At 58.9% G+C, this 26,259-nt stretch carries 25 protein-coding genes; 12 read left to right on the top strand and 13 right to left on the bottom strand.

What is annotated here, in order from left to right; genetic code table 11:
* The first annotated feature begins 24 nt into the window (after positions 1-24).
* The 7 genes from phnG (at position 25) to phnN (ending at position 5,360) form a co-directional block, all read left to right on the top strand.
* On the top strand, positions 25-501 hold the full coding sequence (phnG, locus tag J4721_RS13415) for a phosphonate C-P lyase system protein PhnG (protein ID WP_014879099.1): 477 nt from the start codon (positions 25-27) through the stop codon (positions 499-501).
* Positions 501-1,097 (top strand): phosphonate C-P lyase system protein PhnH, encoded by a 597-nt coding sequence (phnH, locus tag J4721_RS13410; protein ID WP_014873526.1) that lies wholly within the window; start codon positions 501-503, stop codon positions 1,095-1,097. Before phnG ends, phnH begins: the two co-directional genes overlap by 1 nt.
* A 3-nt stretch (positions 1,098-1,100) precedes the next feature.
* Complete coding sequence (locus tag J4721_RS13405; protein WP_211002835.1) at positions 1,101-2,210, top strand: carbon-phosphorus lyase complex subunit PhnI; 1,110 nt, start codon at positions 1,101-1,103, stop codon at positions 2,208-2,210.
* A gap of 260 nt (positions 2,211-2,470) precedes the next feature.
* A complete protein-coding gene (locus J4721_RS13400) occupies positions 2,471-3,328 on the top strand; it encodes an alpha-D-ribose 1-methylphosphonate 5-phosphate C-P-lyase PhnJ (RefSeq protein WP_211002836.1) in 858 nt (285 codons plus the stop codon).
* Positions 3,328-4,098 carry a phosphonate C-P lyase system protein PhnK gene (gene phnK, locus J4721_RS13395; protein ID WP_014873529.1) on the top strand — a complete coding sequence of 257 codons (771 nt, stop codon included), beginning with the start codon at positions 3,328-3,330 and terminating at the stop codon, positions 4,096-4,098. The genes J4721_RS13400 and phnK overlap by 1 nt, the downstream gene beginning before the upstream one ends.
* A 9-nt stretch (positions 4,099-4,107) precedes the next feature.
* Positions 4,108-4,791 carry a phosphonate C-P lyase system protein PhnL gene (gene phnL, locus J4721_RS13390; RefSeq protein WP_102874851.1) on the top strand — a complete coding sequence of 228 codons (684 nt, stop codon included), beginning with the start codon at positions 4,108-4,110 and terminating at the stop codon, positions 4,789-4,791.
* The gene (gene phnN / locus J4721_RS13385; RefSeq protein WP_014873531.1) at positions 4,788-5,360 is read left to right on the top strand and encodes a phosphonate metabolism protein/1,5-bisphosphokinase (PRPP-forming) PhnN; all 573 of its coding nucleotides are present in this window, start codon (positions 4,788-4,790) and stop codon (positions 5,358-5,360) included. The genes phnL and phnN overlap by 4 nt, the downstream gene beginning before the upstream one ends.
* On the opposite strand, the gene J4721_RS13380 is transcribed toward phnN, so the two are convergent.
* Positions 5,342-6,025, bottom strand: a complete 684-nt coding sequence (locus tag J4721_RS13380) for a DUF1045 domain-containing protein (protein ID WP_014873532.1) — start codon at positions 6,023-6,025, stop codon at positions 5,342-5,344. The two genes, phnN and J4721_RS13380, sit on opposite strands and share 19 nt — an antisense overlap.
* A 52-nt stretch (positions 6,026-6,077) precedes the next feature.
* On the opposite strand from J4721_RS13380, the gene J4721_RS13375 reads away from it, so the two are divergent.
* A complete protein-coding gene (locus J4721_RS13375; protein ID WP_027248050.1) occupies positions 6,078-7,220 on the top strand; it encodes an alpha-D-ribose 1-methylphosphonate 5-triphosphate diphosphatase in 1,143 nt (380 codons plus the stop codon).
* A gap of 73 nt (positions 7,221-7,293) precedes the next feature.
* Here the strand turns inward: J4721_RS13375 and J4721_RS13370 are convergent, their stop codons facing one another.
* The 7 genes from J4721_RS13370 to J4721_RS13340 form a co-directional block, all read right to left on the bottom strand.
* Positions 7,294-7,773 (bottom strand): class I SAM-dependent methyltransferase, encoded by a 480-nt coding sequence (locus tag J4721_RS13370; RefSeq protein ID WP_211002837.1) that lies wholly within the window; start codon positions 7,771-7,773, stop codon positions 7,294-7,296.
* Positions 7,774-8,532: a polysaccharide deacetylase family protein gene (locus tag J4721_RS13365; protein ID WP_211002838.1), complete on the bottom strand. Its 759-nt coding sequence runs from the start codon at positions 8,530-8,532 to the stop codon at positions 7,774-7,776.
* Positions 8,529-9,671: a glycosyltransferase family protein gene (locus tag J4721_RS13360; RefSeq protein WP_211002839.1), complete on the bottom strand. Its 1,143-nt coding sequence runs from the start codon at positions 9,669-9,671 to the stop codon at positions 8,529-8,531. Before J4721_RS13360 ends, J4721_RS13365 begins: the two co-directional genes overlap by 4 nt.
* On the bottom strand, positions 9,668-10,258 hold the full coding sequence (locus J4721_RS13355) for a histidine phosphatase family protein (RefSeq protein WP_211002840.1): 591 nt from the start codon (positions 10,256-10,258) through the stop codon (positions 9,668-9,670). The genes J4721_RS13360 and J4721_RS13355 overlap by 4 nt, the downstream gene beginning before the upstream one ends.
* Complete coding sequence (locus J4721_RS13350; RefSeq protein ID WP_371816070.1) at positions 10,255-11,274, bottom strand: glycosyltransferase family 4 protein; 1,020 nt, start codon at positions 11,272-11,274, stop codon at positions 10,255-10,257. The genes J4721_RS13355 and J4721_RS13350 overlap by 4 nt, the downstream gene beginning before the upstream one ends.
* 95 nt (positions 11,275-11,369) lie before the next feature.
* A complete protein-coding gene (locus J4721_RS13345) occupies positions 11,370-12,629 on the bottom strand; it encodes a glycosyltransferase family 4 protein (RefSeq protein WP_102854010.1) in 1,260 nt (419 codons plus the stop codon).
* Positions 12,626-13,837, bottom strand: coding sequence for a glycosyltransferase family protein (locus J4721_RS13340; RefSeq protein WP_211002841.1), 1,212 nt, complete (start codon positions 13,835-13,837; stop codon positions 12,626-12,628). Before J4721_RS13340 ends, J4721_RS13345 begins: the two co-directional genes overlap by 4 nt.
* Positions 13,838-14,279: 442 nt before the next feature.
* On the opposite strand from J4721_RS13340, the gene J4721_RS13335 reads away from it, so the two are divergent.
* The gene (locus J4721_RS13335) at positions 14,280-16,622 is read left to right on the top strand and encodes a mechanosensitive ion channel domain-containing protein (protein ID WP_211002916.1); all 2,343 of its coding nucleotides are present in this window, start codon (positions 14,280-14,282) and stop codon (positions 16,620-16,622) included.
* A 4-nt stretch (positions 16,623-16,626) separates the two neighbouring features.
* On the opposite strand, the gene J4721_RS13330 is transcribed toward J4721_RS13335, so the two are convergent.
* Genes J4721_RS13330 through J4721_RS13310 form a run of 5 tightly spaced genes read right to left on the bottom strand, consistent with a single transcriptional unit; the run spans position 16,627 to position 23,947 of the window.
* Positions 16,627-18,003 carry a CoA transferase gene (locus J4721_RS13330; protein ID WP_102857899.1) on the bottom strand — a complete coding sequence of 459 codons (1,377 nt, stop codon included), beginning with the start codon at positions 18,001-18,003 and terminating at the stop codon, positions 16,627-16,629.
* Positions 18,004-18,040: 37 nt separating this feature from the next.
* Positions 18,041-19,195 (bottom strand): ABC transporter permease, encoded by a 1,155-nt coding sequence (locus J4721_RS13325; RefSeq protein ID WP_211002842.1) that lies wholly within the window; start codon positions 19,193-19,195, stop codon positions 18,041-18,043.
* Positions 19,192-20,220, bottom strand: a complete 1,029-nt coding sequence (locus J4721_RS13320; RefSeq protein WP_014873544.1) for an ABC transporter permease — start codon at positions 20,218-20,220, stop codon at positions 19,192-19,194. The genes J4721_RS13325 and J4721_RS13320 overlap by 4 nt, the downstream gene beginning before the upstream one ends.
* Positions 20,221-20,232: 12 nt before the next feature.
* Positions 20,233-22,176 (bottom strand): ABC transporter substrate-binding protein, encoded by a 1,944-nt coding sequence (locus J4721_RS13315; protein WP_211002843.1) that lies wholly within the window; start codon positions 22,174-22,176, stop codon positions 20,233-20,235.
* A complete protein-coding gene (locus J4721_RS13310; protein WP_211002844.1) occupies positions 22,169-23,947 on the bottom strand; it encodes an ABC transporter ATP-binding protein in 1,779 nt (592 codons plus the stop codon). The genes J4721_RS13315 and J4721_RS13310 overlap by 8 nt, the downstream gene beginning before the upstream one ends.
* Before the next feature lie 276 nt (positions 23,948-24,223).
* Between J4721_RS13310 and J4721_RS13305 the strand changes: the two genes are divergently transcribed.
* The 3 genes from J4721_RS13305 (at position 24,224) to J4721_RS13295 (ending at position 26,259) form a co-directional block, all read left to right on the top strand.
* Positions 24,224-24,733, top strand: coding sequence for a class I SAM-dependent methyltransferase (locus J4721_RS13305; protein ID WP_014879116.1), 510 nt, complete (start codon positions 24,224-24,226; stop codon positions 24,731-24,733).
* A 111-nt stretch (positions 24,734-24,844) separates the two neighbouring features.
* Positions 24,845-25,474: a glutathione S-transferase family protein gene (locus J4721_RS13300; protein ID WP_211002845.1), complete on the top strand. Its 630-nt coding sequence runs from the start codon at positions 24,845-24,847 to the stop codon at positions 25,472-25,474.
* A gap of 119 nt (positions 25,475-25,593) precedes the next feature.
* Positions 25,594-26,259, top strand: coding sequence for a TetR/AcrR family transcriptional regulator (locus tag J4721_RS13295; RefSeq protein WP_014873549.1), 666 nt, complete (start codon positions 25,594-25,596; stop codon positions 26,257-26,259).

The following is a 26,259-nucleotide window of genomic DNA, read 5'->3' as shown; positions in this document are numbered from 1 at the left end:
AACAGGCCAAGAGGCTTAGACAAGATGAACAGTGAAAAGAGCATGACAGCGGGCGAGAATGGCGATCACGCCAACCGCAAGGCATGGATGGGCCTGCTTGCCACTGCAGATGCAAAGGCGCTGCAAGATCTGTGGCAGAACTATGGGTGCAATCCCGATCACACATGGCTTCGCCCGCCGGAGGTTGGTGGCGTCATGGTCCAGGGACGGATGGGGGCCAGTGGGGCGCCTTTCAATCTTGGTGAAATGACGGTCACCCGCTGCGCTCTGACACTGGCAGATGGCACTGTCGGGCATGGATATGTGCAGGGGCGTAGCAAGCTTCAGGCAGAGACTGCAGCCAAAGTCGATGCGCTGATGCAGACAGATGCAGCAGAGGAGGTTCATCGCCGGGTTCTGTCGCCCCTACAGGCGGCAAAGCACACACGCAAGATGAGTCGAGCTGCAAAGGCCGCGGCAACAAAAGTTGAATTTTTCACCATGGTGCGAGGGGAAGACTGATGTCATCACAATCCCAGGCTTCTCATTTTTCCGGAGGTTTTACCGCTCCGCCCATTCAGTCGGCGAAAGCGTTTCGCGCTGCGATGTCGGCCATGGCGCGGCCCGGTGAGATCAAAGACATCAATGGCGCCACCCCGCCAGAAGGGCTCTCGGTTGCAGCGGGATGTCTGGTGTTGACGCTCTGCGATCCCGATACGGGCGTATTTCTTGCGCCTGATGTGGATCGCCCGGCTGTGCGGGAATGGATTACCTTCCACACCGGCGCGCCTTTCGTCCTGCCAGAGCAGGCTGAATTCGCCATCGGTGGCTGGTCAGCGCTTGCGCCGCTGGATCGTTATCGCATCGGGACATCGGAATACCCGGATCGCTCGGCAACCCTGATTGTGGAGTTGCCGTCCATTGATACAACAAACGCCGAGCTGCGTGGTCCAGGCATCAAGACCTGCACTGAGATTTCGCTGCCGGATATCGGTCCGTTTCAGGCCAATTCTATGCTCTTCCCGCTTGGCTTTGACACCTATTTTACCGCCGGTAGCCAGATTTCTGCGCTGCCCCGATCCAGCCGGATCACGCCGCTGTCCAACAAGGAAGGCTAAGACATGTATGTTGCCGTAAAAGGGGGCGAGCGGGCGATTGATAACGCCCATGCCTGGCTCGCAGAAGAACGCCGTGGAGATACCTCTGTAGCGGAGTTGAGCCTCGCCCAGATCCGCGAACAGCTTAGTCTTGCCGTCAACCGGGTGATGGCTGAGGGTTCGCTCTATGATCCTGATCTGGCGGCGCTCGCAATCAAGCAGGCGCGCGGAGATCTGATCGAAGCGATTTTTCTGATCCGTGCCTATCGCACCACCTTGCCGCGGTTTGGCGCGACGCTGCCGGTTGAAAGCAGCCGCATGGCCTGCGATCGCCGGATCTCTGCAACATTCAAGGACGCGCCGGGCGGGCAGGTGCTGGGGCCGACGTTCGATTACACCCATCGGCTTTTGGATTTCAAACTGGCTGCTGAGGCCGATGCAGAAGATCAACCGCAGGCGCAGACAGCCGAGCCTAGGGATGAAGACACCCCGCATATTCTGTCGTTTCTCGATGGGGAAAATATCATCGAGCAGGAGGTTCAAACAGATGAAACGCCGGGTGATCTGACGCGCGAGCCGATGTCATTTCCGGCGGGCCGGGCGGTGCGTCTGCAGTCGCTGACCCGAGGAGATGAAGGCTTTATCCTTGGTATGGCCTATTCGACCCAACGTGGCTATGCGCGCAACCACGCCTTTGTGGGTGAGCTGCGCATCGGCACCGTACCGGTCGAAATGGAGATCCCCGAACTCGGCTTTGCCATTGAGATTGGCGAGGTGGAGCTGACCGAATGTGAAACCGTGAACCAGTTCAAGGGCTCGAAAACCGTGCCGCCGCAGTTCACCCGTGGCTACGGGTTGGTGTTCGGCCAGTCAGAACGCAAATCTATCGCCATGGCGCTGGTCGACCGGGCACTGCGCTGGGAGGAACTCGGCGAGGACAATCTGGGTGCGCCTGCGCAGGATGAGGAATTTGTTCTGAGCCACGCCGACAACATCCAGGCCACCGGCTTTCTGGAGCATATCAAGCTGCCGCATTACGTGGATTTTCAGTCCGAGCTGGAATTGGTCCGCAAACTGCGCCGCGAGGCAGCGGAGCTGGCGGAAACGCTGGCGGCACGGGAGGCGGCAGAATGAGGCTAGTCTCCCCATCCATCAGTATTGCTCGTTTCGGCGTACCAGTCACCTCCTGGCCGATCAGGATGATTGGGCGATTTGTATTCAGAGCCGTCAAGGCCAATCCAAGTCCAAGTGCCATCAGGTTCTTTGCGGAGGCTATCCCTTCGACGTTTCTTTCGACGGTAGTCCCAAAGAGCGAACACCCCGAAGGCCAAAATCAAAATCCAGGAAATCAGGGGCGTTTGCATAAAACGGTTCCTGCAACGAATTGAGGCAACATGTCTGACTACAACTTTGCATATCTGGACGAACAGACCAAGCGGATGATCCGCCGGGCGATCCTGAAAGGGCTGGCGGTGCCGGGCTATCAGGTGCCCTTTGCCAGCCGCGAAATGCCGATGCCCTATGGCTGGGGCACCGGCGGCGTGCAGGTCTCTGCCGCCACGCTGACCCCGGATGACACGTTGAAAGTGATCGATCAGGGTGCCGATGACACCACGAATGCAGTTTCGATCCGAAAGTTCTTTGAAAAGACCGCCGATGTTGAAACCACCGAGGAAACGGAAAAGGCCAGCGTCATCCAGACCCGCCATCGGATCCCGGAGGCAGAGCTGACCGAAGACCAGATCCTGGTCTATCAGGTGCCGATCCCGGAGCCGCTGCGCTTCCTTGAGCCGCGCGAAACCGAAACTCGCAAGATGCACAGCTTGCAGGAATATGGGCTGATGCACGTGAAACTTTATGAGGATATCAGCCAGCACGGCGCCATCGCGACTTCCTATGCGTATCCGGTGAAGGTCGCGGATCGCTATGTGATGGATCCGTCTCCCATTCCAAAGTTCGACAATCCAAAGATGAATATGGCGGCGATCCAGCTTTTTGGCGCGGGGCGTGAACAGCGCATCTATGCCGTCCCGCCTTATACCAAAGTCGTCTCACTCGATTTCGAGGACTATCCGTTTGAAGCCAGCAAGGCAGATCATCCCTGCGATCTCTGCGCGGCAGAGGACAGCTATCTGGATGAGGTGATCCTTGATGATGCTGGCAACCGGATGTTTGTCTGCTCCGACACGGATTATTGCCGATCCCGGCGTGACGCGGGCCATCTCGGCCGCCTGAGCGAGGAGGCCGCGTGATGACGCCGCTGTTGCAAGTAAAAAACCTGGCCAAGATGTATGGCGCGCGGATTGGCTGCACAGATGTGAGCTTTGATCTTTATCCGGGCGAAGTCATGGGCATCGTTGGTGAAAGCGGGTCGGGGAAATCAACCCTGTTGAACAGTATGGCAGGGCATCTGACGCCGGATCGTGGCGAAGTGATTTTCGACACCCGCACAGACGGGCCCGTGGATACGGTCACCATGTCGGAACCTGCACGGCGCATGCTCGGGCGTACGGATTGGGCCTTTGTTCACCAGCATGCGCGTGAGGGTTTGCGGATGTCCGTTTCGGCGGGCGGCAACATCGGCGAGCGGCTGATGGCTGTGGGGGATCGTCACTACGGGAACATCCGCTCCCATGCTGCGGATTGGTTGGGGCGGGTCGAGATCGCCGAAAGCCGCATTGATGATCGCCCCACCGCCTTCTCCGGCGGCATGCAGCAACGATTGCAGATCGCTCGAAATTTGGTGACCGGACCACGGTTGGTCTTCATGGATGAACCCACGGGGGGCTTGGATGTTTCGGTACAGGCGCGGCTGCTGGATTTGCTGCGCAGCCTGGTGCGCGAGATGGGGCTGAGCGCCATTATTGTAACCCATGATCTCGCAGTGGTGCGGCTTCTGGCGGATCGGCTGATGGTCATGAAAGACGGCCATGTCGTCGAGACAGGTCTGACCGATCAGGTGCTGGATGATCCGCAGCACGCCTACACCCAATTGCTGGTTTCCAGCGTTCTTCAGGTCTGAGGATCCGAGATGATTGAACTTCAAAACGTGAGCAAGAGCTTCACCCTTCACAATCAAGGCGGCGCGGTCATTCCGGTCATGGAAGGCGCGAGCCTGACGGTTGCGGCAGGGGAGTGTATTGGCCTCACAGGCGCGTCTGGAGCAGGGAAATCGACCCTGATGCGGGTGATTTACGGGAACTATCTGGCGGCATCTGGCAAGGTCATGATCGGTGGGGTTGATGTGGCTAGGGCCGCGCCCCGCGAAATTCTGGTGCTGCGGCGCGAGACGCTCGGTTATGTGAGCCAGTTTCTGCGGGTGGTGCCGAGGGTGCCGACACTGGATGTCGTGGCAGAGCCGCTCTTGGCTGTGGGGGTCGATCTTGCAGTTGCACGCGACCGCGCCGCAACTCTGCTCGCTGGGCTGAACATTCCAGAACGCCTCTGGCAGCTCAGCCCGACAACGTTTTCGGGCGGGGAACAGCAGCGGGTGAATATCGCGCGCGGTTTTGCCCATACTTATCCTGCGATGTTGTTGGATGAGCCGACCGCAAGCCTTGATGCGCAAAACCGCGCCACGGTTCTAAGCCTGATCGAAGAGGCGAAAGCGCGCGGGGCAGCCATCATCGGAATTTTCCATGATGAGGCCGCGCGCGAACAGGTCTGTGATCGCTTTGTCGATGTTTCTGCCTTCACACCAAAGGCCGCAGCATGAATACGCAACCGGCCAAGGCACCGGTGATCGCCGTGGTCGGCCCGTCGGGTGTCGGCAAGGACAGCCTGATGGACGCGCTGCTAGAGCGCGTACCGGGATTGGTGAGGCAGCGGAGGATTATCACCCGCGCGCCGGAACTCGGTGGGGAGGACTACGATGCTGTGACTGAGGATCGGTTTGCAACGCTTTGTTCCGCGCCAGGCTTTGCCCTGCATTGGCAAGCGCATGGGTTACGCTATGCGATTCCGCGAGATATTGACGAGCTGCGCAATCGGGCCTCTGGTGTTCTTGTGAATCTCTCACGCAAGGTACTCCTGGAGGCTGAGGCGGCCTTCGGCACGTTGATCGTTCTGTCAGTCACCGCCGCGCCCGAAGCACTTGCCGCACGGCTCAGCGCGCGCGGGCGTGAGGACAGCGCCGAGGTCGAGCGCAGGCTCGCCCGCGCGTCAACGCCGGTGCCTGCCGGACTGTCGCAGGTGTTTGACATCGACAACAGCGGCCAACTGGAAGAGGCGATCAAGGCAGCGGAAACTGCCCTGATGCCCTGGCTTCAGCCGGAAAGGGCATGACGATGCAGCATGTGAAACCGCCCGTCGCTATCTTCGCCAACCAAAGCAAGATCGCCAATGACGAAAGGCGTTGGCAGCTGGGGAACCAATCGATCCCGCAGCACAGCCTCTATGGCAGGCAGCTCCGCTTTGGGCCGCTTGCCACTCAAGGTGATGTGGAACCGGAAACTGTCGCCCACGTAAGGGTAGCCCCATGTTACCAGCGCTTGTTCCTGCGCAGAAGACAACCCACCAGCGCGCCGTTTTTCCAGCTCATCGAGTGTGGGGCGCGCGCGAAACTCATCCAGATCGCGGACGCAATGAAAAGCAAGACGGTTCAGGCCCAGTTGATCCCCGCTCGGACACAGGGCGAGGAAACGGCCAAGCCGGGTCAGAGACAGCCCGTCCAGCGCCACCGGCTTTGCCGCTGCGGCGAACTGCGCAAACCGCTCGGCCAGAGCGTCAGATGTTGTGCCCTCCGCAAGCCGAAACGGCGGTTTTATGGTCGCGTGCAGCCCGTATTTACGCGGCACATCGGTGATGGCCGCGACGTCGAGGCCGGTGCCGGTGGGGTGATCCAACGGAGCCCCCTCATGCACGTCCCAGCCCAGCCAACTGGATGCAAACCGGCTCCACTCCGCCTTTGCAGGCGGCACATAATAGATCGCGTATCGCGTGACTGTCACAATGGCCTCCTAAGTGTGGCCCGTTCTATAGCTCAAACCGTGTGAAATTCAGATGACAGAACCTTTGATCCTTGCCAATGCCACTCTTGTCCTGCCCGGTGAAACCCGCGTTGGTTCCATTGCCCTGACAGATGGGGTGATCACTGACATCGCGGATGGCGCATCCGTTCCCAAGGGGGCTATTGATCTTGGCGGAGATTATCTTTGCCCCGGTCTTGTGGAACTGCACACCGATAATTTGGAACGTCATATCCAACCCCGCCCCAAGGTAGACTGGCCCCACGCAGCAGCGATTATCGCTCATGACGCTGAGCTGGCAGGCACCGGTATCACCACAGTGTTCGATGCTATGCGGGTGGGGTCCATCAAGGCAGCGGAGGCCCGCTACGGCGCATATGCCCGTAGCCTTGCAAGTGAGCTGCTTGAGCTGCGCGATCAGGACGCACTGAAAATTAGTCATTTCCTGCATCTGCGCGCCGAAGTCTGTTCGGAGACGCTTGTGAATGAGCTAAACGAATTTGGAGACGCGGATCGTGTCGGCCTTGTCTCCTTGATGGACCATACGCCGGGGCAGAGGCAATTCCGGGACATGTCGAAACTGGAAGCCTATGTTAAAGGCAAGCACGGCTTTGATGACGGTGGTTTCAAGGCGCATGTTGCCGGGTTGAAACGCATGCGCGACACATACGGTGATCTGCATGAGGTAGAAGCGGTGAAAGCGGCGCGCCGGTTTGGTGCGGTTCTGGCAAGTCATGATGATACAACCGCAGAACAGGTGACGGTGTCCGCTGGTCACGGCATCCATTTGGCCGAATTTCCCACCACGATAGAGGCCGCGCGGGCCTGTCATGACCATGGTATCAAGGTGATGATGGGGGCACCAAACCTGATCCGGGGGGGGTCGCATTCCGGCAATGTCGCGGCCAAGGATCTGGCACAGCTGGAACTCCTCGATGTATTGTCCTCGGACTATGTGCCTGCGGCCTTGCTGCTGGCGGCAGCGCAGCTTGGCGAACTCTGGGGGGATATTGCGCGCGGCCTGGCGACGGTCACCTCGGCCCCGGCGGATGCGGTCAATCTTACGGATCGCGGGCGTATCGAAATTGGCAAGCGGGCGGATCTGATCCGCTTCCGAATGCGGGCTGGCGTTCCAGCGCTGGGTGCGGTTTGGTCACGTGGCAATCGCGTCGCCTGATCCCTAGAAGCAAGATGTCACAAAAAAACGCCCCGGACTGTTCCGGGGCGTTTTTTCAAGCATCGCGGGGCTCTCATCTCACCTGATAGAAAAGGTAGCGTCCAGAAGGTATCCCTTGCGGGCCGTTCAGCTCATCAAAGCCGACGAGGGGCTGGCCAGAGACGATGATCCCTGCCGGTGCCATCACAGCCGCAATCGCCGGGGATAGAGCAGCGGCTTCGGCGACGTCTTTTTCTTTCACACCAAAGCCAAGGTCGTAGTGGGCCAATATGATCGGGCTACCTTCCTGCGCCAGCTTGTCCAGCACCGGACGGGCTTCACCTTGCAAGAAATCAGCCTCTGGCGGCACACAGGAGGGGTGGCACTGCAACACCCGGTCAATGACGCGAACCCGCCGGTCCGGCAGTGTTTCGCGCAGGTGGTCATAGGTACGCCCATTGCCCAAACCGATGTCGAGCACATCTCCGGCAAGGTTGCGAACCTGCTCTGCGGCCCAATTCAGCCCATCCCGCTGCGCGGTCAGACGGCGCAGCATGGAATCCAAGCGGCTCATTCAGATAATCCTTTCATCAAATACCCAAGCGCGCCCCGGACCATCCAGCAGGCGGCGCATCACATCCTCGCAAAATCCCCAAGTCGCATCATCCTGCACCAGATGGTGGGTGAGGATGCCATAGGGTTCGGCAACATCGGCTTGCCCCTTACGACGCGCGGCAAGCTGTGTCACCAGCTGTGATAGCAGCAGCGTTGGCGCTACAAGCCCGCATGATCCCTTCCAGTCAATTGGGTCGAGATGGGTGTTGATCTGCCAGAGGCCTGGTGCCGCTTTTGCCCGACGGCGTGGGGTGAAGGTCGACAGGGCGCTGTAGCCCAACCCGGCGAGCCAAGGTTCGACATTGGTATCTATCCGGTTCCAGGGCGGGACAAACATTGGTTGCAGCCGGTCACCCAGTAGGCCACGCAGCCGGGTCAAGGCATTCTCAGCGTCTTCCAGCACATCGTCGATCGGACGGTGGGTGCCAAATTCTGCCTTCTTGTCACCGGCGCTTGCGTGGTTTTCATGCGCCCAGCCATGCACGACAGGCACCAGCGCGTCCACCTGCGCCAATCGGTCCGCAAGGGCGGGTGTTGCATCCCGCGCAACGATCGCAAGATGGGCTGGCAGGGCCAGACGCTCTGACAGTTCAATCAGTCGATCCAGCTGCGGCGTGGGGGCAATAGCGTCGTCGTCGCGCCACCAGATTGGCAGGATCAGCCCATCGTCCTGCCATCGAGAAAGCTCGCGGTCCAAGCTGGTCCAATCCGGTGTCATGCACGCTCCTTTGCCAAGTTGCAGGCAATCTCTACCGTTCGGGCCGCGCCGTCAAACCGGAAGCCATCGGTTGGTCGTGCAGGGGCGGCGATGACGTTGTCCAATGCCGCGCAAAGCGCCTCCGGCGTCAAATCGGCGGCAGCCAAGGAGGTGATTCCGTGAAGCGGGGTAAGGCTGGCGGCCCGCAGAGATTGCTCAACTTCGTTGCCCGCATCAAAGGGAACAATCACCGCAGGCACACCCGTCTGCAGCAAATCCAGTGCGGTGTTGTAGCCGCACATGCTGACTGAGGCGGCAGCACCATGAAGCATTTGACGAAAATCTGGCCGCGCCGGCTCCAGAATGGCAGCGGTTTCACCGTGCTGTTCTTTCAGGCGCATGATTTCCTCGGCCGCACTGCTACCGCCTACTAGGATGCGCCATCGCAGGGCGGGTCGTAATTTGGCAGCTTTCGCAGCAACCTGATAAAGCGCAGAACCAACACTGCCGCCACCGGCGCTGACAAGGATCTCGCCTTTGCCGACACCCTCAGGATGCGGGGTCGGCGCAGCTGGAGCAACGTACCCGGTGTAGTGAAGCTTCTTCGAGACCTCGGCTGTAACCGGCCATGAGGCCTCCAATCGGGTGGCCTGCGGATCGGAATGAACCAACACGCCGTCGTAATGTGAGGTCAAAATTGTGGTGGCATCCTGCGCCTTCTTGGGTTTTGAAGGTGGTGCGAGAATATCGCGTATTGATGCCAGAACGACGGGCGGCTTGGGCAGCTTAGTGGCCCGGTCCAAAAGTACCAGAAACTCGTGCTTTAGGCTGCGCCGACCAAAGGGAAATAACTCGGTGATCAGAATATCGGGTTCGATATCTCGAAGCGTATCGCAGAGCTGCTCAACACGATTGTTCAGATAGGTATCGTCAGCTTGCTCGCCGGTTGGTGTCAGCAATCGGTTAAACGCCACCCCGTCAGAGCGTAGCGGGGGGAGCTGGATTAGATCAACGCCGCTGTGGTCAAGGTGGGGTGCGGAGCCACCGCCCGATACAATGTAGGCCCGATGCCCGGCAGCGGCGAAGGCGCGGCCCAGTGTCAGGGCACGGGATAGATGTCCTGTGCCCAACAGATGCGTTACGGCAATCAGAATTTTCATTCCGTATTCCGTTTGCTGAGGCGCACTGGTTCGGCAATGGGCGTGAGAGTGCCATTGCCATCAATCTCCACTACGAACAATCGATTGCGCTTGATCTGAAACGGGGCGGGGCCGTCAAAATTCCAGCCATGGGCCCGCGCGAGGATCATTCGCATGATGCCAATATGGCAGACTGCCACCGTGTCCTCCGTCAGATGCGCAAGCCAGGGGGCGATCCGCTCCCAAACCTCCTGCGGGGTTTCACCACCGGGTGGTCGGTAGTGCCACCCCCAGTTCTCAATATCGCGAAACCCGCTGGCTGGATCGGACTTGAGCTCTTTGCCGTGCTGCCCTTCCCAATCGCCCCAGTTCATTTCAATCAGGGCCGGGCTGGTTTTTGGGGCGCGCCCGGCGACCAGTTCCGCAGTTTCAGCTGCGCGTTTCAGAGGACTGGACCAGAGTGACGCCTGATCCCAAGGTGCGGGTAGGGTCTGCGCGGTGAGATCGGCGCGCGCAGTGTCGTCCAGCGGGATGTCACTGCGCCCCTGTATGCGGCCGGCGCGATTCCAATCGGTGTGGCCGTGGCGCAAGAAAGCAAGCCTGATCATTTTGGAATCTCCAGCAGGGGTAAAAGGGTTGACCACAAACGTTGTGCGGCCACCGGTGCGAGGTGCCGGTCTGCGACCCGGCCGCGAACATGCTTCGCCTGTCGGTCGCACAGGGCAGGATCATCAAGCACCTGCGTCAGTGCTTGTGCATACCCCTCAGGCCCGTTGCTCGGTGACGGCGTGAGAGCTGGGAACTCCCAGCTGGTGACCACGTCACGCAGGCCCGGGCGGTCTTGTGCCAGGACGGGTATCCCGTAGGATTGGGCCTCCAGATAGACCATCCCGAATGCCTCGTTGAAGCCTGGCCAGACAAAGACAGAGGCCTGCCTGTAGATCACGCCCAAGGCCTCCCGGTCCAGCATTCCCAGAAAGCGAACTTTACTGCCGAAGCGGGACATCACCTGCTCCACCTCAGGTCGGGCGGGGCCGTCACCGACGATATCCAGTTGCCAGGGTTGCGAAACCTGAGCCAGCGCGTCGGCAAGAAGGCGGTAAGATGTGAGTTTGTCACCTTCCCTCATCATACCGACACACAGCATGGGGCCGGAACGATCACTTGGTTCCGGCAACCGGTGATCCGGGAGAAACGGCGGCAGGTGAACCAAGTGCTGATCGCGATACCTATCCCGCAACAATGTCTCGTGGTCCTGCTCTGTCAGATAGAAAATGACAGAGGCTGCGTCCGCCGCGTCATGGGCCGCTTGTGCAAATCGGGACCAAGGGCCCGAAAGGCGTTTCTTGGCTCGTGTCGACTCCACCTGCACATAGGGGATAGCAAACCGACTGGCGACGGTTGGTCCGATCAAATCCGGCGCTTTGTAATAGTTGTGGTAGGTCAGCCAGAGGTCCGGTCGCTCCGCTTTCGGCGCCGCTGCGACTTCGGCGCAGATACGATCGATTTCCTGCGCTGCCTTGGCGCGAAGAATTGCCTGACGCTCAGCATCGCCTGATTTGTCGAAGATTCGCAGTTCGCTGGCCAATGTGACCAACGCACCGGAGCCAGAAAGCAAACCCATCAGGTTTCGCGCCATTTCGCGGTCACCTGAGGGTACCGGATGGCGCGGCGATTTCATCGGCGCGTAAAATGCTATAGTTCGGCCTTGGCCGGGCGTCATGTGTTACGCATCATTTGGTGCAGCCGTTCCGACAGGCGCGCGATGCCGGGATCCATTCCGAAATCGCTGCGCAACCGACCCAATGCAGCCTCTGCCATACGAGCCGCCTGTTCGGGATTTCGACTGAGGGTCAGAATGGCTTCAGCCAAGGCTTCAGGCGTGTCCTCGCTGAGCAGGCCATGGGTGCCGCTTTCGATGAACTCCGGGATAGCCGACACCGCCGTGGACAGGATCGGCAGGCGCTGGGAGGCGGCTTCCATCAGCACATTAGGCAAACCGTCCCGATCACCATCACGTGCAATACGACTGGGCAGGACGAACAGATCGCAGGCGCGCATGGCGGCGATCACCTCGGGTTGATCGCAGGCTCCGCGCCAAGTGATGCGGTCCGCTACTCCGACGTCCTCGGCGATACCCTGCAACAAATCCCGCATGTCGCCACCGCCAATATGGGTCCAATGCCAGTCCAGTCCGCCGGGCAAAAGCGCCAGCGCACCGATCAGCCGATCAAAGCCTTTCTTTTCGACCAGTCGGCCCACTGACATCAGGTGCAACGGATCGCCCGGTGCGCGCCATTTACGCTGCGGGGGCGAGGGGAACCGTGACAGATCAAGCCCATGGTAGATCAGATCAACCCGGTCGCTCCGATCTGCCATGTCCTGCAGATGCTTCGCGCCAAATCCGGTGCAGGTCGCACCAAAGGTGGCTCCTTGGCTCTTGGCGGCCAGTTTCTCCCGCAGTTCCCAATCAGGCGAGGTCCAGATGTCCTTGGCGTGGGCCGAAAAACTCCAGGGCAGGCCGCGCATAATTGCTGCATAGCGCGCGACAGAAGAAGGTGTGTGCAGAAAATGGGCATAAAGACCCAACACCGCATCGGGCATCTCCGCGGCCAGAACGCAGGCCTGACCAAAGCGGCGAATTCGGTTACGGGTTGGATCGCGACGCAGGTCTTCGCGCCAGATCTGATAAGCAGTCTGATAGCCCGGCATTGCTTGGGCCTGATCCCGCGCGGCCCAAACGCGATCTGGTTCTTGGTGGAGATACTCCGGCAGGTAGTGGACCGCCGCAGTCAGCTTCTCATGCAGGGGGTGGCGTTTCACGTCTGTGGGATGGCGCAGAGACCAGATTTCAAATTGGTGGCCTGCGGCTTCCAATGCGACCAACTCTTGCGCAATGAAGGTTTCTGACAGACGTGGCCAGCCTTTTACAACAACGGCGAGGGGCGGGCGGGGCGGCTCGGATGGTCCGGTAGTCATTCGGCAGCCTTTCCGCGGGTGCCATGCAGCAGCGCATCGACACGGTCAGTTACGTAGTCCAGCCCGTCCAGCAATCCGTCCGGGATCGCAGCAGAGGGGGGAGGCTGATCGGCAAGTGCGCGAATGGCCCGGATCATTGACTCGGGCGTCCAGCCGTCGCGGCGTTCGTCGAGCATCGCTGTCAATCCAAGCTCTTCTGCGCGGCTGGCCCGAATCCACTGCTCCAGTCGCGGTGTGGTGCGCGGGACGATCACAGCGGGCTTGTCAAAGGACAGCACTTCGCAAAACGTGTTGTAGCCGCCCATACAGACAACACCTTGAGCGCCTGCAAAGAGGGTTTCGATCTCGGATTCGAACCCTACGGCTGTGACCCGACCATCAAGCGCAGCAACACGAGTCTCGAATTCGGTTCGGGTGTCGCCGGACAGGAAAGGGCCATAGACCAGCATGGCACGCGGTGCCAGGTTCGGATCCAGCTCATAGGCTGTCAGCACAAGATCAACCATCATCGCGCCATCGCCACCACCGCCGGGAGTGATCAGCACATAAGGTTGCTCGGGTGGTGTGCCCAGCTCACCCAAATCGCGCCGGAGATATCCGGTCCAGTGCATCCGTGCCTGCGCCTCCGGACTGAGCGGCAGACCGGCAGTTGGGTCGTAGACGGAGCGGATGCCGTAGACCCAGATTTCATCATAGAATTGTTCGGTGGCGGCAACAGCGTCCTTGCGTGCCCATTCAGTGGCCAGGACCTCCGGCTCATCCAGGACGTCGCGCAGACCGAGGATCAGCTGTGTGTTTCCATTGGACTTAAGTTCGTCAAGGGTTGGCAGCAGTTCGCCGCGAAACCCGGTCGGTTCCTTATCAACGATCAGCACATCAGGGGCATATTGCAGCGCAGTTGAACGGATCAGCCCGGCGCGCAGAGATGTCGTCTCTTCAATCGACATGCCCATAGTGCGTGAGGCATAAGAGCCGTCCGAGCGTTTGATCACGCCGGGCAGTCGCACATGGTCGACCCGCGAGGGAAAGGCAAAACGTCCCGCCACAGGTGAGCCGGTCAGGATCAGAGCCGAGGCTGTCGGATCAGCATGGGTGATTGCACCTGCCAGTGCCCGCGACCGTCGCAGATGGCCCAGCCCGAAGGTATCGTGGCTGTAGAGCATGACACGCGCGCCGCGAAGGGCGCTGGAGGGGGCGTTGGCTGTCATAGCTGGGCCTGCGTCTGGGGGGAGGAAAGGGAGAGAGCGGCACCGGTGTGTCTTAGCGGATCACCGTTGTCGCGGACGATTGGACACATTTGTCCACACCCCGCATCAGCGGCTGTGCGTGTTGGCTCGGCCAGGGTCCGCCTCAGCATAGTGTCGCCTCAGGTTGCTCAGCCTGACACACTACGGGCCAAGGCACAGATCGTTGCTGCGTCCGGCCAAAAACGTGGAAGGCGGCTTAGGGTGCACGTCGGTCCCGTCCCATCCTTGCGTCTCACGCGGTACGCTGAATTTTCTATAACGCGCAGAGGCATAAGTTGCAATCAAGCGCTGCAGGGCGGGAAGAATCCTTGCCTCTTCGTGTACGTAACCGTGCAAAGACTTGATATTTTCGCCATTTTGCGGCCTTGGTGAATGAATGGTTACAAATTCTGAGGTGGTGCGTATGCGGCGACTGGTATCGCAATTTCTTATCTGCTTGATCCTGGTACTCTCCTTTGCGGTCAGTGGCACCTCTGAAACACTGGCGCAGGGCACAAGTTCCACCACCGGAGATGATCTGGCCAAGGCGATCGAACAGGCGGCAGATAGCGGGGTTGGCGTGATCATCGTGGATGGGCGCGGGCAACTCGTCTCCCCCTCGGATACACCTGCCGACGGCACTCCGGTTCCGGCAACGGATCAGATGGACGGCGCCTCAGCGCTGATGAAGGCACAATCCGAGGTCGAGCAATTCGGCGCTGCCTTGGAAAGTCGCCTTGAAGCGATGCCTTATTCGATATTCGAAGTGCAATACATTCTGCGGCAGACCAGCCCGGACGGTCGCATCATCACCTATGTAAAGGTGCTTGGCTGGAGCTTATTGCTCTTGTTCATAGGGCGTTGGGTCTCGGTAGAGATCTACGGCAAACGGATTGCCAAGAAGCATGTGGTGGCACGGATCAAGGAAAATCCCGAAGGCTATCAGGACAAAATGCCATTTCTGGTGTTTCGCTTTCTCATGGGGGTGGTCGGGACCATTGTGGCCATGGCTTTCGCGCTGTTGACGTCCTACCTGATCTTCGGATCGTCCGGTAATTCATCGGTGAAATTCACCGTTACCGCCATCTACACTGCCTTCTTCCTGTCCAGATCGGTCTCGGATTTGTGGCGAATGGTGCTGTCGCCCTACCTGAGCCAATACCGTATTCCCGTTTTTTCGGACCGGGATGCACGCCGCCTCTACGTCTGGGCTTCGGTGCTGGCGACCTACGATATCTGTTCGGTGCTGTTTGCAACCTGGGTCGGGGATTTCGGTCTGAATTATAACGTCTATGCGCTTGTTTACGGCGTGCTGGCGCTGGTGGGCACTGTGGGTAACCTTTTGATGGTGGTGATCAACGCCCGCGCGATCTCCAATGCAATCCGCGCAGGCCGCCCGCCCGAGGCGTGCTCATGGCTGGTCCGGCTTCTGTCTGTGGTCTGGGCGCCGGTTTTGGTGATCTATATCATCTTTGGCTGGCTGGAATTGGCCTTTGATCTGGTGCTTGAGCGCGATATGTCGCTGCCGTTGATGGCCGGGAGCTACTCGGTTCTGACCTCAATCCTCGTGGTCTACGGTATCATCAACTATGTGATCGAGCGCTTTTTCAATCGGTCGCAGCGACGGGTTCTGGTCGAGAGCGGTCCCACCAGCGACGAGGATGACGCCGACTATGAGGGCGATGAGGCTGAAATCGCGCCAAAGCCGCGGCATCCGATCGCCACTTTTGAAGATCTCGCGCGTCGGATTGCGGGTATTCTGGCGTTCACTGTCGGCTTCTTCGCGATGGTTGCCATATGGAACCCCGAGGCCGCGTGGATGGAAAACTCCCGACTGGACCGGATGAGTGATATCATCGTGATCCTGTTTATAGGCTATATCGTCTATCATATCGCCCGGATCTGGATCGACAGCAAGATTGACGAAGAGGTTGGCGATATGCCCGTCGGTGAGTTGGGCGACGAAGGTGGGGCCGGTGGAGCCAGCCGGCTTGCTACTCTGCTGCCTTTGTTTCGGGGGGCCATTCTAGCCGTCGTCGTGGTGTCCATCATCCTGATCGTTCTGCTTGAACTGGGGATCAACGTAAGCCCGCTTTTTGCCGGTGCCGGTGTTGTTGGTCTGGCCGTGGGATTCGGCTCACAAACGCTGGTGCGGGATATCTTTTCAGGTGCGTTTTTTCTGGTCGATGACGCTTTCCGAAAAGGCGAATATATCGATATCGGCGATGTCAAAGGCACGGTTGAGCGTATTTCCGTCCGCTCGTTTCAATTGCGGCATCATCTGGGGGCCCTGCACACCATTCCCTTCGGGGAAATCCGCGTGCTGACCAATTATTCCCGCGATTGGGTCATGATGAAGCTCCCATTGCGAGTGACCTATGACACTGATGTCGAGAAGGTTCGCAAGCTGATCAAGAAACTGGGACAGGAGTTGCTGGATGATCCGGTGATCGGCGACACATTCATTCAGCCTCTGAAGTCGCAGGGCGTGATCGAAATGCAGGATTCGGCGATGATCATCCGGGTCAAATTCATGACCAAACCTGGTGACCAATGGCTCGTGCGCAAGAAAGTGTTTCAGGAAATTCGCGACCTTTTCGCCCAAGAAGGCATCAAATTTGCCCATCGCGAGGTCACCGTGCGTCTGGCGGAGGATCAGGCAGATCAGGCGCCGAAGGAGAAGCGCGATCTGGCAGTCGGAGCGGTTCAGGCCGCTATTGATGAGGATCTGATGGATGTGAACGATGGCGGAGGAGATGACCGGTAACGTCTCATCCGGGCCAGTTCGGTGCAGCGGTGCCCGAGGCTGTTGCTGGCTGATCCCAGCGCATCGTGGTCTTGCCGACCTTTAGCGGCGGAAGCAGCCGGAGCCCCGGCCCCCAGCTCGTTTGCTCAATATGGTTGGAGTAATCCGCATCAAGCGCGCCCATGAGCGGGACGGCAGGGGAACTGTCGTCACCGTGATGCTCTGTCAGGGTCGCAAGAGCATGAGCGGTGCGGGCCAGGGATAGGCGGGCATCCCCAACGGGGTCGCCTTGGCTGGCCTTGGTCAGAGCATTCAACACAGCAGCAGCCATCAGATAACCGGTGGCATGATCTAACGCCTGAACGGGGAGTGGTACGGGTTTGGCAGCAGTATCAGGCGTGATCTGGCCACCGGCTGCCCAATGTTGTCCGCGCTCTGCGATGCCGCTGCTCATCTGCACAAGGCTGTCGAAGCCTCTGCGCTTGGCCCACGGGCCGCTCCAGCCATAGGCATTCAGGCGCACATCAATCAGGTTCGGTGCCAGCTTTCGCAGTTTTGGACCGTCGTATCCCAGTCCCTCAAGCGCGCTAGGGCGAAAACCATGCACCAGCACGTCAGCTTTTGCCAGCAGGGCTTCGAACTGGTCACGCCCATGATCAGTGCGCAGGTCCAGTGATGACATCTGTTTACCCAGTGAAATATCCTGAAGAACACCGGGTTCATCCCATCCCGGCGGGTCTATCCGCAGAACCGTTGCACCAAATGCGGCCAGGGTTCGCGTAGCCACGGGGCCTGCCAGCACGCGGGTGAGGTCCAGCACCCGAAGCCCTGCCAGAGGTCGCTCCGATGTGGCTGACGGCCGCTCCCGCATGTGAATTGGACGGGCATTGGTCCACGCGATCAGTGGCTCCGATGCGACAGCCTGACCCTGCGGGTGGGCTTGCCACTCTGCGGCGCTGCGCATGGCAGCTGCGACGCCGCCTGCGGCAACAATCGCCTGTTCCAGCGCATCGCCCGGCTGCTGTGCAACTGCGTCGCGAACGGCTTCCGGCTCCGGGTTGCAGCCCAGTACATTCAACGCAGCAGCACGATGATGGGGCAGGTTGGTGTGAAGACGGATCCACCCATCTTCAGTGTGATAGTCACCTGCCAGAGGATCCCAGAGGTTGGGCATCTCCCAGCCCTGAGGTCGAAAACTGTAGCGAAACCAAAGCGCGGCACGGCGTTGATCTAGGGTGATTGGTAGCGCTTGTCCGGACAGATTTGTGGCCTTCATCAGCTCTGCAAGGGCGACCCCGACCGCGGCCAGAGAACGGTTGGCCAACTCCGCAACGGCGTAACAGCTTGGCCAGTGATCGCCGGGGATCACGCGAAACATGTTATGGCTGGGAAAATCGCGCATGGCCGCCTCCTCTTGCTGGTCGTTAAACTGACGCGGCTTATTGCTGATAAGGATCCAGACTGTCGCGCAGCCCATCCCCTAGGAAGTTGAACGCCAGCACAACAACGATGATTGGCAGCATCGGAATAGCGGTCCAGGGATAGATTTCGATCGAGGCTAGGTTCTGTGCATCATTCAGCATCACACCCCAGCTTACCGCAGGCGCGCGTAGACCAAGGCCGAGGAACGACAGGGCCGTTTCACCCAGGATCATCGCCGGGATTGATAGCGCGGCTGAAGCAATCAGATGCGACATGAAATTCGGCAGTAGGTGCTTGCGAATGACCCGTTCCGATGATGCACCCATCATTTCAGCTGCGCGGACGTATTCCTCTTCCCGCAAAGACAGGAATTTTGCCCTGACAGAGCGTGCAAGGCCCGGCCAATCAAGAATTCCGAGGATAATCGAGATGACAAAAAACACCGCGACTGGCGACCAGTTGGAGGGCACAGCGGCCGAAAGCGCCAGCCACAATGGCAGCTCTGGCAGGGATCGCAGGATTTCGATCATGCGGTTGATCATCCAGTCCAGTTTGCCACCGAAGTATCCGGCCAGAGAGCCAAAGAATATGCCCAGAATAAATGATACGGTGATACCGATCAGACCCACCGTGAGGGAGAGCTGTGCGCCATAGAGAATGCGGCTAAAGACATCACGGCCCAAGCGGTCGGATCCCCAGATGAAGAGGGTCGCCCCCTCGGGCGCGCAGAAGAGATGTGTGTTGGAGGGGATCAGCCCGGCAATCTTGTAAGTTGCGCCCTCGCAGAAATACCGTAGCGATTGTGGGTTCTCCAGATCGGGTTTGAATACCCACTGGAAGGTTTCGAGGTCCGCCTCAGAGGTCACCGGATAGATAAATGGCGCGCGAAGACTGCCTTCGTGAAACAGGTTGATGGACTGAGGAGGCGAATAGATATGCTCGCTGTCGCGTTCATTCGGCCCATATGGCGCAATGAATCCAATGACTGGAAGCAGTAGATAGCAGACCAGCAGGAAGACACCGGAGGTGAGGCCCAGCTTATGCGTTTTGAACTTCCGCCAGATCAGAACCCAATTGGGGGCATCCAGATCCTTGCGCTCCAGCTCTTGCAGTGCTGCATCGGGATCATAGGGGGTGGTGTCGACATAGCGATTGTCGGGCTGTGTGCTCATCGCTTGCGCTCCTCATAGCGGATGCGGGGATCCAGCATGACAAGCAACACATCGGAAATCATGGTCCCGATCAGCGTCAGTAGCGCCACAAACATCAAAACAAATCCGCTGAGGAACATATCCTGTGTCTTAAGCGCAGTCAGCAGGGTTGGGCCGATGGTCTGCAGGCCTAAGACGACAGAGACCAGAACGGAGCCAGAGATCATCGCGGGCAGCAGGTTGCCGATATCCGCGACAAAGGGGTTAAACGCCACGCGCAGGGGGTATTTTGTCAGCATGCGGGCAGGCGCCATTCCCTTGGCTATGGCGGTTTCCACATAAGGCTTGCCCAGTTCGTCCAGCATATTGGCGCGCAACCGCTGCATCATCGCCGATGCGCCTGAGGTGCCAATGACGAAGGTTGGCACAATCAGGTGGATCAGAATGGATTTCACTTTCGCCCAGGTCATTGGCTCCCCCTCAAAGGCGGGATCCATCAATCCGCCAATCGGCAGGTCGAAATATTTGTGACCATAATAGAAAAGGATAAGTGCCAGCAGGAAGTTCGGTGTCGCGAGCCCAAGGTAGCCCACGAAGGCGGAGGTGTAGTCGACCCAAGTGCGCGATCGGGCGGCTGCCAGAACGCCCAACGGAAGCGCCACAAGATAGACAAACAACACCGCCGCAACATTGACCAGAACCGTGAGCCAAAGACTCTCACCAACGATTTCCGCGACAGGTCTATCAAATTCAAAAGACCAGCCGAAGTTGCCCTGTATCATACCAGAAAACCCATGAGGGCCAGGCATGAAGCCCATCCAGATCATGTATTGCTGCCAGAGTGGGCGATCCAGCGCATATTCCTTTCGCAGAAATTCAGCCTTTTCGACCCCAGAGGACTGACCCGAGGCGCGCAGTTCTGCGATTTGGTTGGACAGGTAGTCACCGGGAGGCAGGTTGATGATGATGAAAACCAGCACAGACACCACCAGCAGCGTCAGCAACATAGTTCCAAACCGGTAGATGGCGTAGCGCAGGATCTCCATTAATGCGGTTCCTCAGCCCTTGCCATCTTCGAAGAAGAACTCATCAGGGCGGTAGATGCCGAAATGGGCGCCGGGATCCCATGCCCAGATCCCTTTTTGCGGTACGTTTCGCAGCCGGTTGCTGACCACAACCGGCTGCGGTGCCGCAGCGACGAGGCCTATAGCATAGACCTCATCAGCGTGGATTTTCAGCATTTCCTGCCAAACGCGTGTTCGCTCTTCATCGGTCTTGGCCGCTTCCCAGTCGTGCCAGAGTGCCATCAGCTTTTGCGCGGGTTCGAGGTCGGGAGCTTCGCCAACGTCACCACCGGTCTGATGGTACTGGCCCCATTTTGGCCAGGACAGAAACACCTGATCCGTTGGTGCCAGATAAGCAGGCGAGGTGTAGGTCTGCGGCAGGCCATTGTCCCAACCAAACCAGACCGACGCCATGGTAGTGCCGGAAAACACCCGGTTGCGCAGGATGTCGCGATCAAGCGGGCGCATCACCAGTTTAACACCGACATCGCGCCAATCGTCTGAGATGATCTGTAGGGCGTTTTCAACCTCTTGCCGCTCCCCGGCGGTTTCCACAACCAGTTCCATTGGTCTGCCATCGGGGAGTTTGCGAATGCCATAGCCGTCGCGCTCGGTCAGACCGGCCTCATCCAGAAGCTGATTGGCCAGTTCGGGATCATATTGTGCCCAAGCTTCGCGGAGGGCGGGATCAAAGAAGGGGCTGGCCTCTAGAACCGTCATTGCACCGGGTTTGGCCAGCTTGAAATAGAGCGCCTTATTGATACCTGCGCGGTTGATGGCCACGGATAATGCGCGGCGGACACGGGTGTCGCGCAGCACTTGGCGCCACTGGTCGTCGTTTACGTTGAGATTGGGATAGATGGCGATTTGCGACGCAGTACCATTGCCCCAGAGGTAGGTCTTGTAGTTGGCACCGTCAGTTTCGCCCTTGCGCAGGATTGGAATGTCGCGAAAGCCAAGGCCGCGGGCCTGGAGATCTGCCTCACCGGCGTTGGTTTTGGCGGCGACCAGCCCGCCTGCCACGATTTCCATCTCGACAGTGTCGATGTAGGGCAACTGAACACCGTTGCTGTCGAGGCGATGGTAATAGGGATTACGGACAAAGAGATGTCGGATCTTCTTGCCTGAAGTGGCGTTGATCCAAGGCTGAAGTGTCGGCAATTCATGATTGTCGAACTTATACATATTGTCGAGCTTGTTATGCAGCGCAGCCCAGCTCTTGACCCGGGCGTAGTCGACCTCTTCGGCAAGTTTTTCAGGGTCCGCATAATCTGCGTGAAACTGTTTCAGATAGGCGGACGGGCGATAGATGAAGGGTGGGCTGGCTTGCGCAAGGCTGTGCAGGAAGCTGGGGTTGGGTGCGGCCCACTCGTAGATCACCGTTGTTTCGTCAGGGAAGCTAACGGTCGGTAGGGCGCCATCTACCTTCAGATAGTCTGGTGCGCCTGTGGGATTGAGCAGCAGATTATTTGCGACGTCTTTCCACCAATACTCAAAATCGGCTGAGGTGAATGGGTCTCCATTCGACCAGTGATGGCCAGGCCGCAGTTTCAGGGTGAAACGTCGATTGTCCTCAACCTCAAAGCCTAAAAGTATATCGGGCTGCAGCTGATAATTTTCGTCATAGCCCGCCAGTCGGGCATAACCATAGACGACCATCTGCCGGATGTCCTTGGACCGAGTCACCATCGTGTTGAGGGTGCCTCCCTGAATGCCGGGCTGCCGCCCCTTGGCCTCCAGATCGACAACCAGTGGCACCTGTGGCAGCCGTTCGGCAATCGGTGGCAGATCGCCGGATTTGACTTCCTGCTCCCAAAATCCGCTTTCGACCAATGCAGCAGGATTGGCGATAGCAGAGGATGCTATGGCTAGGGGCAGAACATAGGCCAGAAACGCGCCGGTTGTGAGGGTCTTCAGGGATTGGCGCAGCTTAAACATGACATCGTACCTTATGTCCGGGTTCCACGTGCACCAATGGCGGGGCAGTGATGCCAGAGAATTTGAAGCGATCTGGCCAGCTGTCGGGTGATCCGGCACCCTGTGCGACCAGTTTGAGGTTGATCGGACGCTCGATGCTTGGCTCAGGTTGAGCGGCAATCAGTGCCTTCGTGTAGGGGTGCTGCGGGTTATAAAACAGCGTTTCAGGCGGTGCCTGTTCGACCACCATACCACGACGCATCACGGCCACCTCGTCTGCAATGCGGGCCACAACAGCGAGGTCGTGACTGATGAAGAGATAGGACAGCTGCTGTTGGTCGCGGATATCTTCCAACAGGCGCAGAATTTGCTCCTGTACCGAGACATCCAACGCGGACGTCGGCTCATCGCAGACAATCAGCGACGGATCCAGCATGAGTGCACGTGCAATAGACAGTCGTTGTCGCTGACCACCGGAGAATGCATGAGGATATCGCAGCAACATCTCGGGCTGCAGCCCCACCAGTCGCAACATTTCAGCGGCGCGATCCCGGCGAGTGCTGCGGTTGCCCAGACCGTGGATCTCCATCGGCTCTGTCATGGCATCCTGAACCCGCATGCGCGGCGACAGGGACGAATAGGGGTCCTGAAACACCATCTGAGCAGCTTTTTGAAAGGCCGTCCGACTGCTGCGGTTCATATCATGAACGGCAATCGGTGTCGCATTCTCTGCAGACCGGAACAATACTTCACCACCCGGATCTGGTATTTCGGCCCCCAAAGCAATGCGCGCAGCAGTGGTTTTTCCGGAGCCGCTTTCGCCAACAATCGCTAGTGTTTTGCCGCGTGGCAACGCCAGGTTCAGCTCTTTGCAGGCGTGAACAAGCGCCGGGGCAGACCAGCCTTTGCCCGCCCGCAACGCATAGGTTTTGGAGACGTTGCGCAATTCAAGGATCAGGTCATCGCTCGGCACCGGGGTGACAGGCTCAGGTGTCTCGGGGATTTGCGGTGCCGCTTTGAACAGAGCCTGAGTGTAGGGGTGCGCGGGCGCGCCAAGAACGGCTTCCGCACTGCCGGCCTCCATCACGCGCCCTTTGTGCATGACAACGACCTGCTCGGCCATATTGGCGACAACGCCCAGATCATGCGTTACCAGGATCATGGCCATGCCTGTGTCACGCTGCAGATCCTTCATCAATCCGAGGACCTGCGCCTGTGTTGTCACATCCAGCGCCGTAGTCGGCTCATCCGCGATCAGCAAATCAGGTTTGGCAACCATCGCCATTGCAATCATCGCCCGCTGGCGCATCCCGCCGGACAGTTCAAACGGGTAGGATTTGTAGGTGCGTTCGGGATCGGCGAAGCCCACACGTTCAAAACAGGTCAGAACCTCCCGCTTGGCTGCACTCTCGCTTTTGCCACCATGCAGCCAAAGGACTTCGGCAACCTGATTGCCAATCCGGTGCAGCGGTGAGAGCGAGCGCATGGGTTCCTGAAAGATCATCGCGATCTCATTGCCGCGAATATCGCGCATCTGCCGCTCGCCAAGGAGGCGCAGGTCCCGCTCTCCAGCTCCATTGGCCCCGCGCCATAGCACCCGGCCGCGCCGGATCTGCGCGGCTTTCGGCAGGATGCGCAGAACGGCGCGGCAGGTCACGGTTTTGCCAGAGCCGCTTTCACCGACGAGGGCAACGGTTTCCCCGGCAGCGACGGAAAAATTCACGTCCCGCACAACCGGGTCGCCCTGGCCAAATCCGATACTGAGGTTTTCGACAGACAGCAGAGGCGTCATTTAGCCTAAGCCACCAAGCCGTTGAGGCGCTTGCATCGCGGTTCCATATCCCCTGTTTTTTCGCCCACTGTCGCGCGGCACTGGGGCAATAGTCAAATCCCATTTCAATCCGCTAAAGATCGATGTCGAAAATTTGAGCGTATGAGAGGTGCCAGATCTCGTGCCGTAACGCCCGGATACCTATCCATAGGATGCTACACATTCGCGACAATCTCTGGCACAGCTGTCGCAGCAGGCAGCCTTCTGGCGCCAATTTTTACCCAAGGGGAGAATGCCATGAGCGAGCAGACCACAACCACCCGTCTGGATCTCTTTATCGACCGGATGGTGTCCCAACGGGCCTGCTTGGATGCAGCAATCACGCAGACGGCGGGCAGGAACGAACCGGTTTTCGAACTGGGCTTGGGCAACGGGCGCACCTTTCATCACATGCGGGAGCGTATCCGAGACCGAGATGTCTATGTATTTGAACGGGCGGTAGCATCACACCCGGACAGCACCCCGGCGGAGCATTTGACCATTCTCGGCGACGTCCGCGAGACTCTGCCTGCAGCGCGTTCCCGGTTTCCTGCGGGCGCCAGCCTGATCCACGCGGATCTGGGCGGACACGACCGTGAAAAGAACGATGCCTTTGCAAGAATGATTTCACCATTGATCGAACCGCTGTTGGCAATCAATGGATTGATGGTCTCCTCTGACCGGATGTATTTTGATGCGCTGGAAGAGCAGCCGTTGCCGGAGGGGGCCGTGCCGGGGCGCTGTTTCATCTACCGTCGAACTGCCTGACAGTCTTCGCCTTGCGGTACAGTTTTTCGCGACGTGGGGTTTTGCTGGTCTCATCACAAACTGCCGCCCTAGGCTGATCCGGGACTATAGGAGCTGGCGAGAGGTGACAGGATGATATTTTACGACTGCAGCACTGCACCCAATCCGAGACGGGCGCGGATGTTCATCGCGGAAAAAGGTCTGGACATCGAAAAGCGGGACATTTCCATCGCCAAAGGCGAGCAGATGTCCGAGGAATTCCGCACCATCAATCCGCAGGCAACACTGCCGGTGCTGGTGACCGACGACGGGCTGATCCTGACTGAGAACCTCGGGATTTCAGCCTATCTGGAAGCGTTGCATCCTGAGCCTCCCTTGATGGGACGCACACCTGAGGAAAAGGGGCAGGTCCTGATGTGGCACGCGATCGTCGAGGCGCAGGGGGGGCTGCCCATTGCCGAGGCATTACGCAACAGCCACCCGGCCTTTGCCCATCGGGCCATTCCCGGCCCGGAGAACCACGCGCAGATCCCTGAGTTGGCGGAGCGCGGCCTTGCCCGAACGCGTAAGTTCTTTGATCTGTTGGAGGCGCGATTGCAGCAAAACACCTTTGTTGCCCTGGATCATCTGACCCTTGCCGATATCGCTGCATTTGTTTTTGTCGATTTTGCGCGGGTTATCAAAATGCGTATCCCTGAGGGGAGCATGGCCACCCGTGCATGGCATGATCGGATCGCGGCGCGACCCAGTGCTCGACTGTAGACATTGTTGGGGTGGGCGTCTGCCGCATGGATGGACAGCGGTCACAAACAGGGGCAAGTTGAGGACATCTCCTGCGGCTTCTCTGCCGCGTTCTCTATCCAACAATTCAGAGGTCTGACATGGCAGATAAACCCGTTCTGCACCGTGACGATCCAGATGCCGCTCCGCTGGTTGGCAACATCAAGGTTACCCGTGCTGATTGGCTGAATGTTGCCATGGATGTTCTCATCACCGATGGGGTCGAACAGGTGAAGGTGCTGGCCCTGGCCGAGCGGATGGGTGTCTCACGCTCCTCGTTTTACTGGTACTTTAAGTCGCGACAGGATCTGCTCGACGCACTGCTGACCAGTTGGGAGCAGACCAATACGATCGGCATGATCGGGCAGGCCGAGGCCGAGGCTGAAACCATTGCGGCGGCTGTGCTGAATGTGTTTCGCTGCACCGCCAATCCGCAGTTGTTCAATACGGCGTTGGATTTCGCGGTGCGCGACTGGGCGCGCAGATCCGGTCACGTGCGCAATATTCTGGATATGTCTGACGCCCGGCGAATCGATGCGCTGACGGCAATGTTCCGGCGCTATGACTACGCGGAACGCGACGCGGAGACGCGGGCCAAGGTGCTCTACTATATGCAGCTAGGATACGATATGGCGGGCCTTAACGAGCCCTATGATCAGCGGCTCAGTATGACAGGGGCCTATTTGGAAGTGTTCACAGGGCAAGCGGCCAGCCCCGAAGAACTGGCCGAATTTGCTGACTATGCCAGAGAATTCTGGCGTCCTTGA

It is taken from the genome of Phaeobacter sp. HS011, from assembly GCF_018101215.1.
In the GTDB taxonomy this organism is placed as follows: domain Bacteria; phylum Pseudomonadota; class Alphaproteobacteria; order Rhodobacterales; family Rhodobacteraceae; genus Phaeobacter; species Phaeobacter inhibens.
This window is presented reverse-complemented; position numbering and strand designations above follow the sequence as displayed.

Excerpts from the sequence above, each read along its gene's own strand:
- phnG (WP_014879099.1), top strand. The coding sequence starts at position 25 with ATGAACAGTGAAAAGAGCATGACAGCGGGCGAGAATGGCGATCACGCC.
- phnH (WP_014873526.1), top strand. The coding sequence starts at position 501 with ATGTCATCACAATCCCAGGCTTCTCATTTTTCCGGAGGTTTTACCGCT.
- J4721_RS13405 (WP_211002835.1), top strand. The coding sequence starts at position 1,101 with ATGTATGTTGCCGTAAAAGGGGGCGAGCGGGCGATTGATAACGCCCAT.
- J4721_RS13400 (WP_211002836.1), top strand. The coding sequence starts at position 2,471 with ATGTCTGACTACAACTTTGCATATCTGGACGAACAGACCAAGCGGATG.
- phnK (WP_014873529.1), top strand. The coding sequence starts at position 3,328 with ATGACGCCGCTGTTGCAAGTAAAAAACCTGGCCAAGATGTATGGCGCG.
- phnL (WP_102874851.1), top strand. The coding sequence starts at position 4,108 with ATGATTGAACTTCAAAACGTGAGCAAGAGCTTCACCCTTCACAATCAA.
- phnN (WP_014873531.1), top strand. The coding sequence starts at position 4,788 with ATGAATACGCAACCGGCCAAGGCACCGGTGATCGCCGTGGTCGGCCCG.
- J4721_RS13375 (WP_027248050.1), top strand. The coding sequence starts at position 6,078 with ATGACAGAACCTTTGATCCTTGCCAATGCCACTCTTGTCCTGCCCGGT.
- J4721_RS13370 (WP_211002837.1), bottom strand. The coding sequence starts at position 7,773 with ATGAGCCGCTTGGATTCCATGCTGCGCCGTCTGACCGCGCAGCGGGAT.
- J4721_RS13365 (WP_211002838.1), bottom strand. The coding sequence starts at position 8,532 with ATGACACCGGATTGGACCAGCTTGGACCGCGAGCTTTCTCGATGGCAG.
- J4721_RS13360 (WP_211002839.1), bottom strand. The coding sequence starts at position 9,671 with ATGAAAATTCTGATTGCCGTAACGCATCTGTTGGGCACAGGACATCTA.
- J4721_RS13355 (WP_211002840.1), bottom strand. The coding sequence starts at position 10,258 with ATGATCAGGCTTGCTTTCTTGCGCCACGGCCACACCGATTGGAATCGC.
- J4721_RS13350 (WP_371816070.1), bottom strand. The coding sequence starts at position 11,274 with ATGGGTTTGCTTTCTGGCTCCGGTGCGTTGGTCACATTGGCCAGCGAA.
- J4721_RS13345 (WP_102854010.1), bottom strand. The coding sequence starts at position 12,629 with ATGACTACCGGACCATCCGAGCCGCCCCGCCCGCCCCTCGCCGTTGTT.
- J4721_RS13340 (WP_211002841.1), bottom strand. The coding sequence starts at position 13,837 with ATGACAGCCAACGCCCCCTCCAGCGCCCTTCGCGGCGCGCGTGTCATG.
- J4721_RS13335 (WP_211002916.1), top strand. The coding sequence starts at position 14,280 with ATGCGGCGACTGGTATCGCAATTTCTTATCTGCTTGATCCTGGTACTC.
- J4721_RS13330 (WP_102857899.1), bottom strand. The coding sequence starts at position 18,003 with ATGCGCGATTTTCCCAGCCATAACATGTTTCGCGTGATCCCCGGCGAT.
- J4721_RS13325 (WP_211002842.1), bottom strand. The coding sequence starts at position 19,195 with ATGAGCACACAGCCCGACAATCGCTATGTCGACACCACCCCCTATGAT.
- J4721_RS13320 (WP_014873544.1), bottom strand. The coding sequence starts at position 20,220 with ATGGAGATCCTGCGCTACGCCATCTACCGGTTTGGAACTATGTTGCTG.
- J4721_RS13315 (WP_211002843.1), bottom strand. The coding sequence starts at position 22,176 with ATGTTTAAGCTGCGCCAATCCCTGAAGACCCTCACAACCGGCGCGTTT.
- J4721_RS13310 (WP_211002844.1), bottom strand. The coding sequence starts at position 23,947 with ATGACGCCTCTGCTGTCTGTCGAAAACCTCAGTATCGGATTTGGCCAG.
- J4721_RS13305 (WP_014879116.1), top strand. The coding sequence starts at position 24,224 with ATGAGCGAGCAGACCACAACCACCCGTCTGGATCTCTTTATCGACCGG.
- J4721_RS13300 (WP_211002845.1), top strand. The coding sequence starts at position 24,845 with ATGATATTTTACGACTGCAGCACTGCACCCAATCCGAGACGGGCGCGG.
- J4721_RS13295 (WP_014873549.1), top strand. The coding sequence starts at position 25,594 with ATGGCAGATAAACCCGTTCTGCACCGTGACGATCCAGATGCCGCTCCG.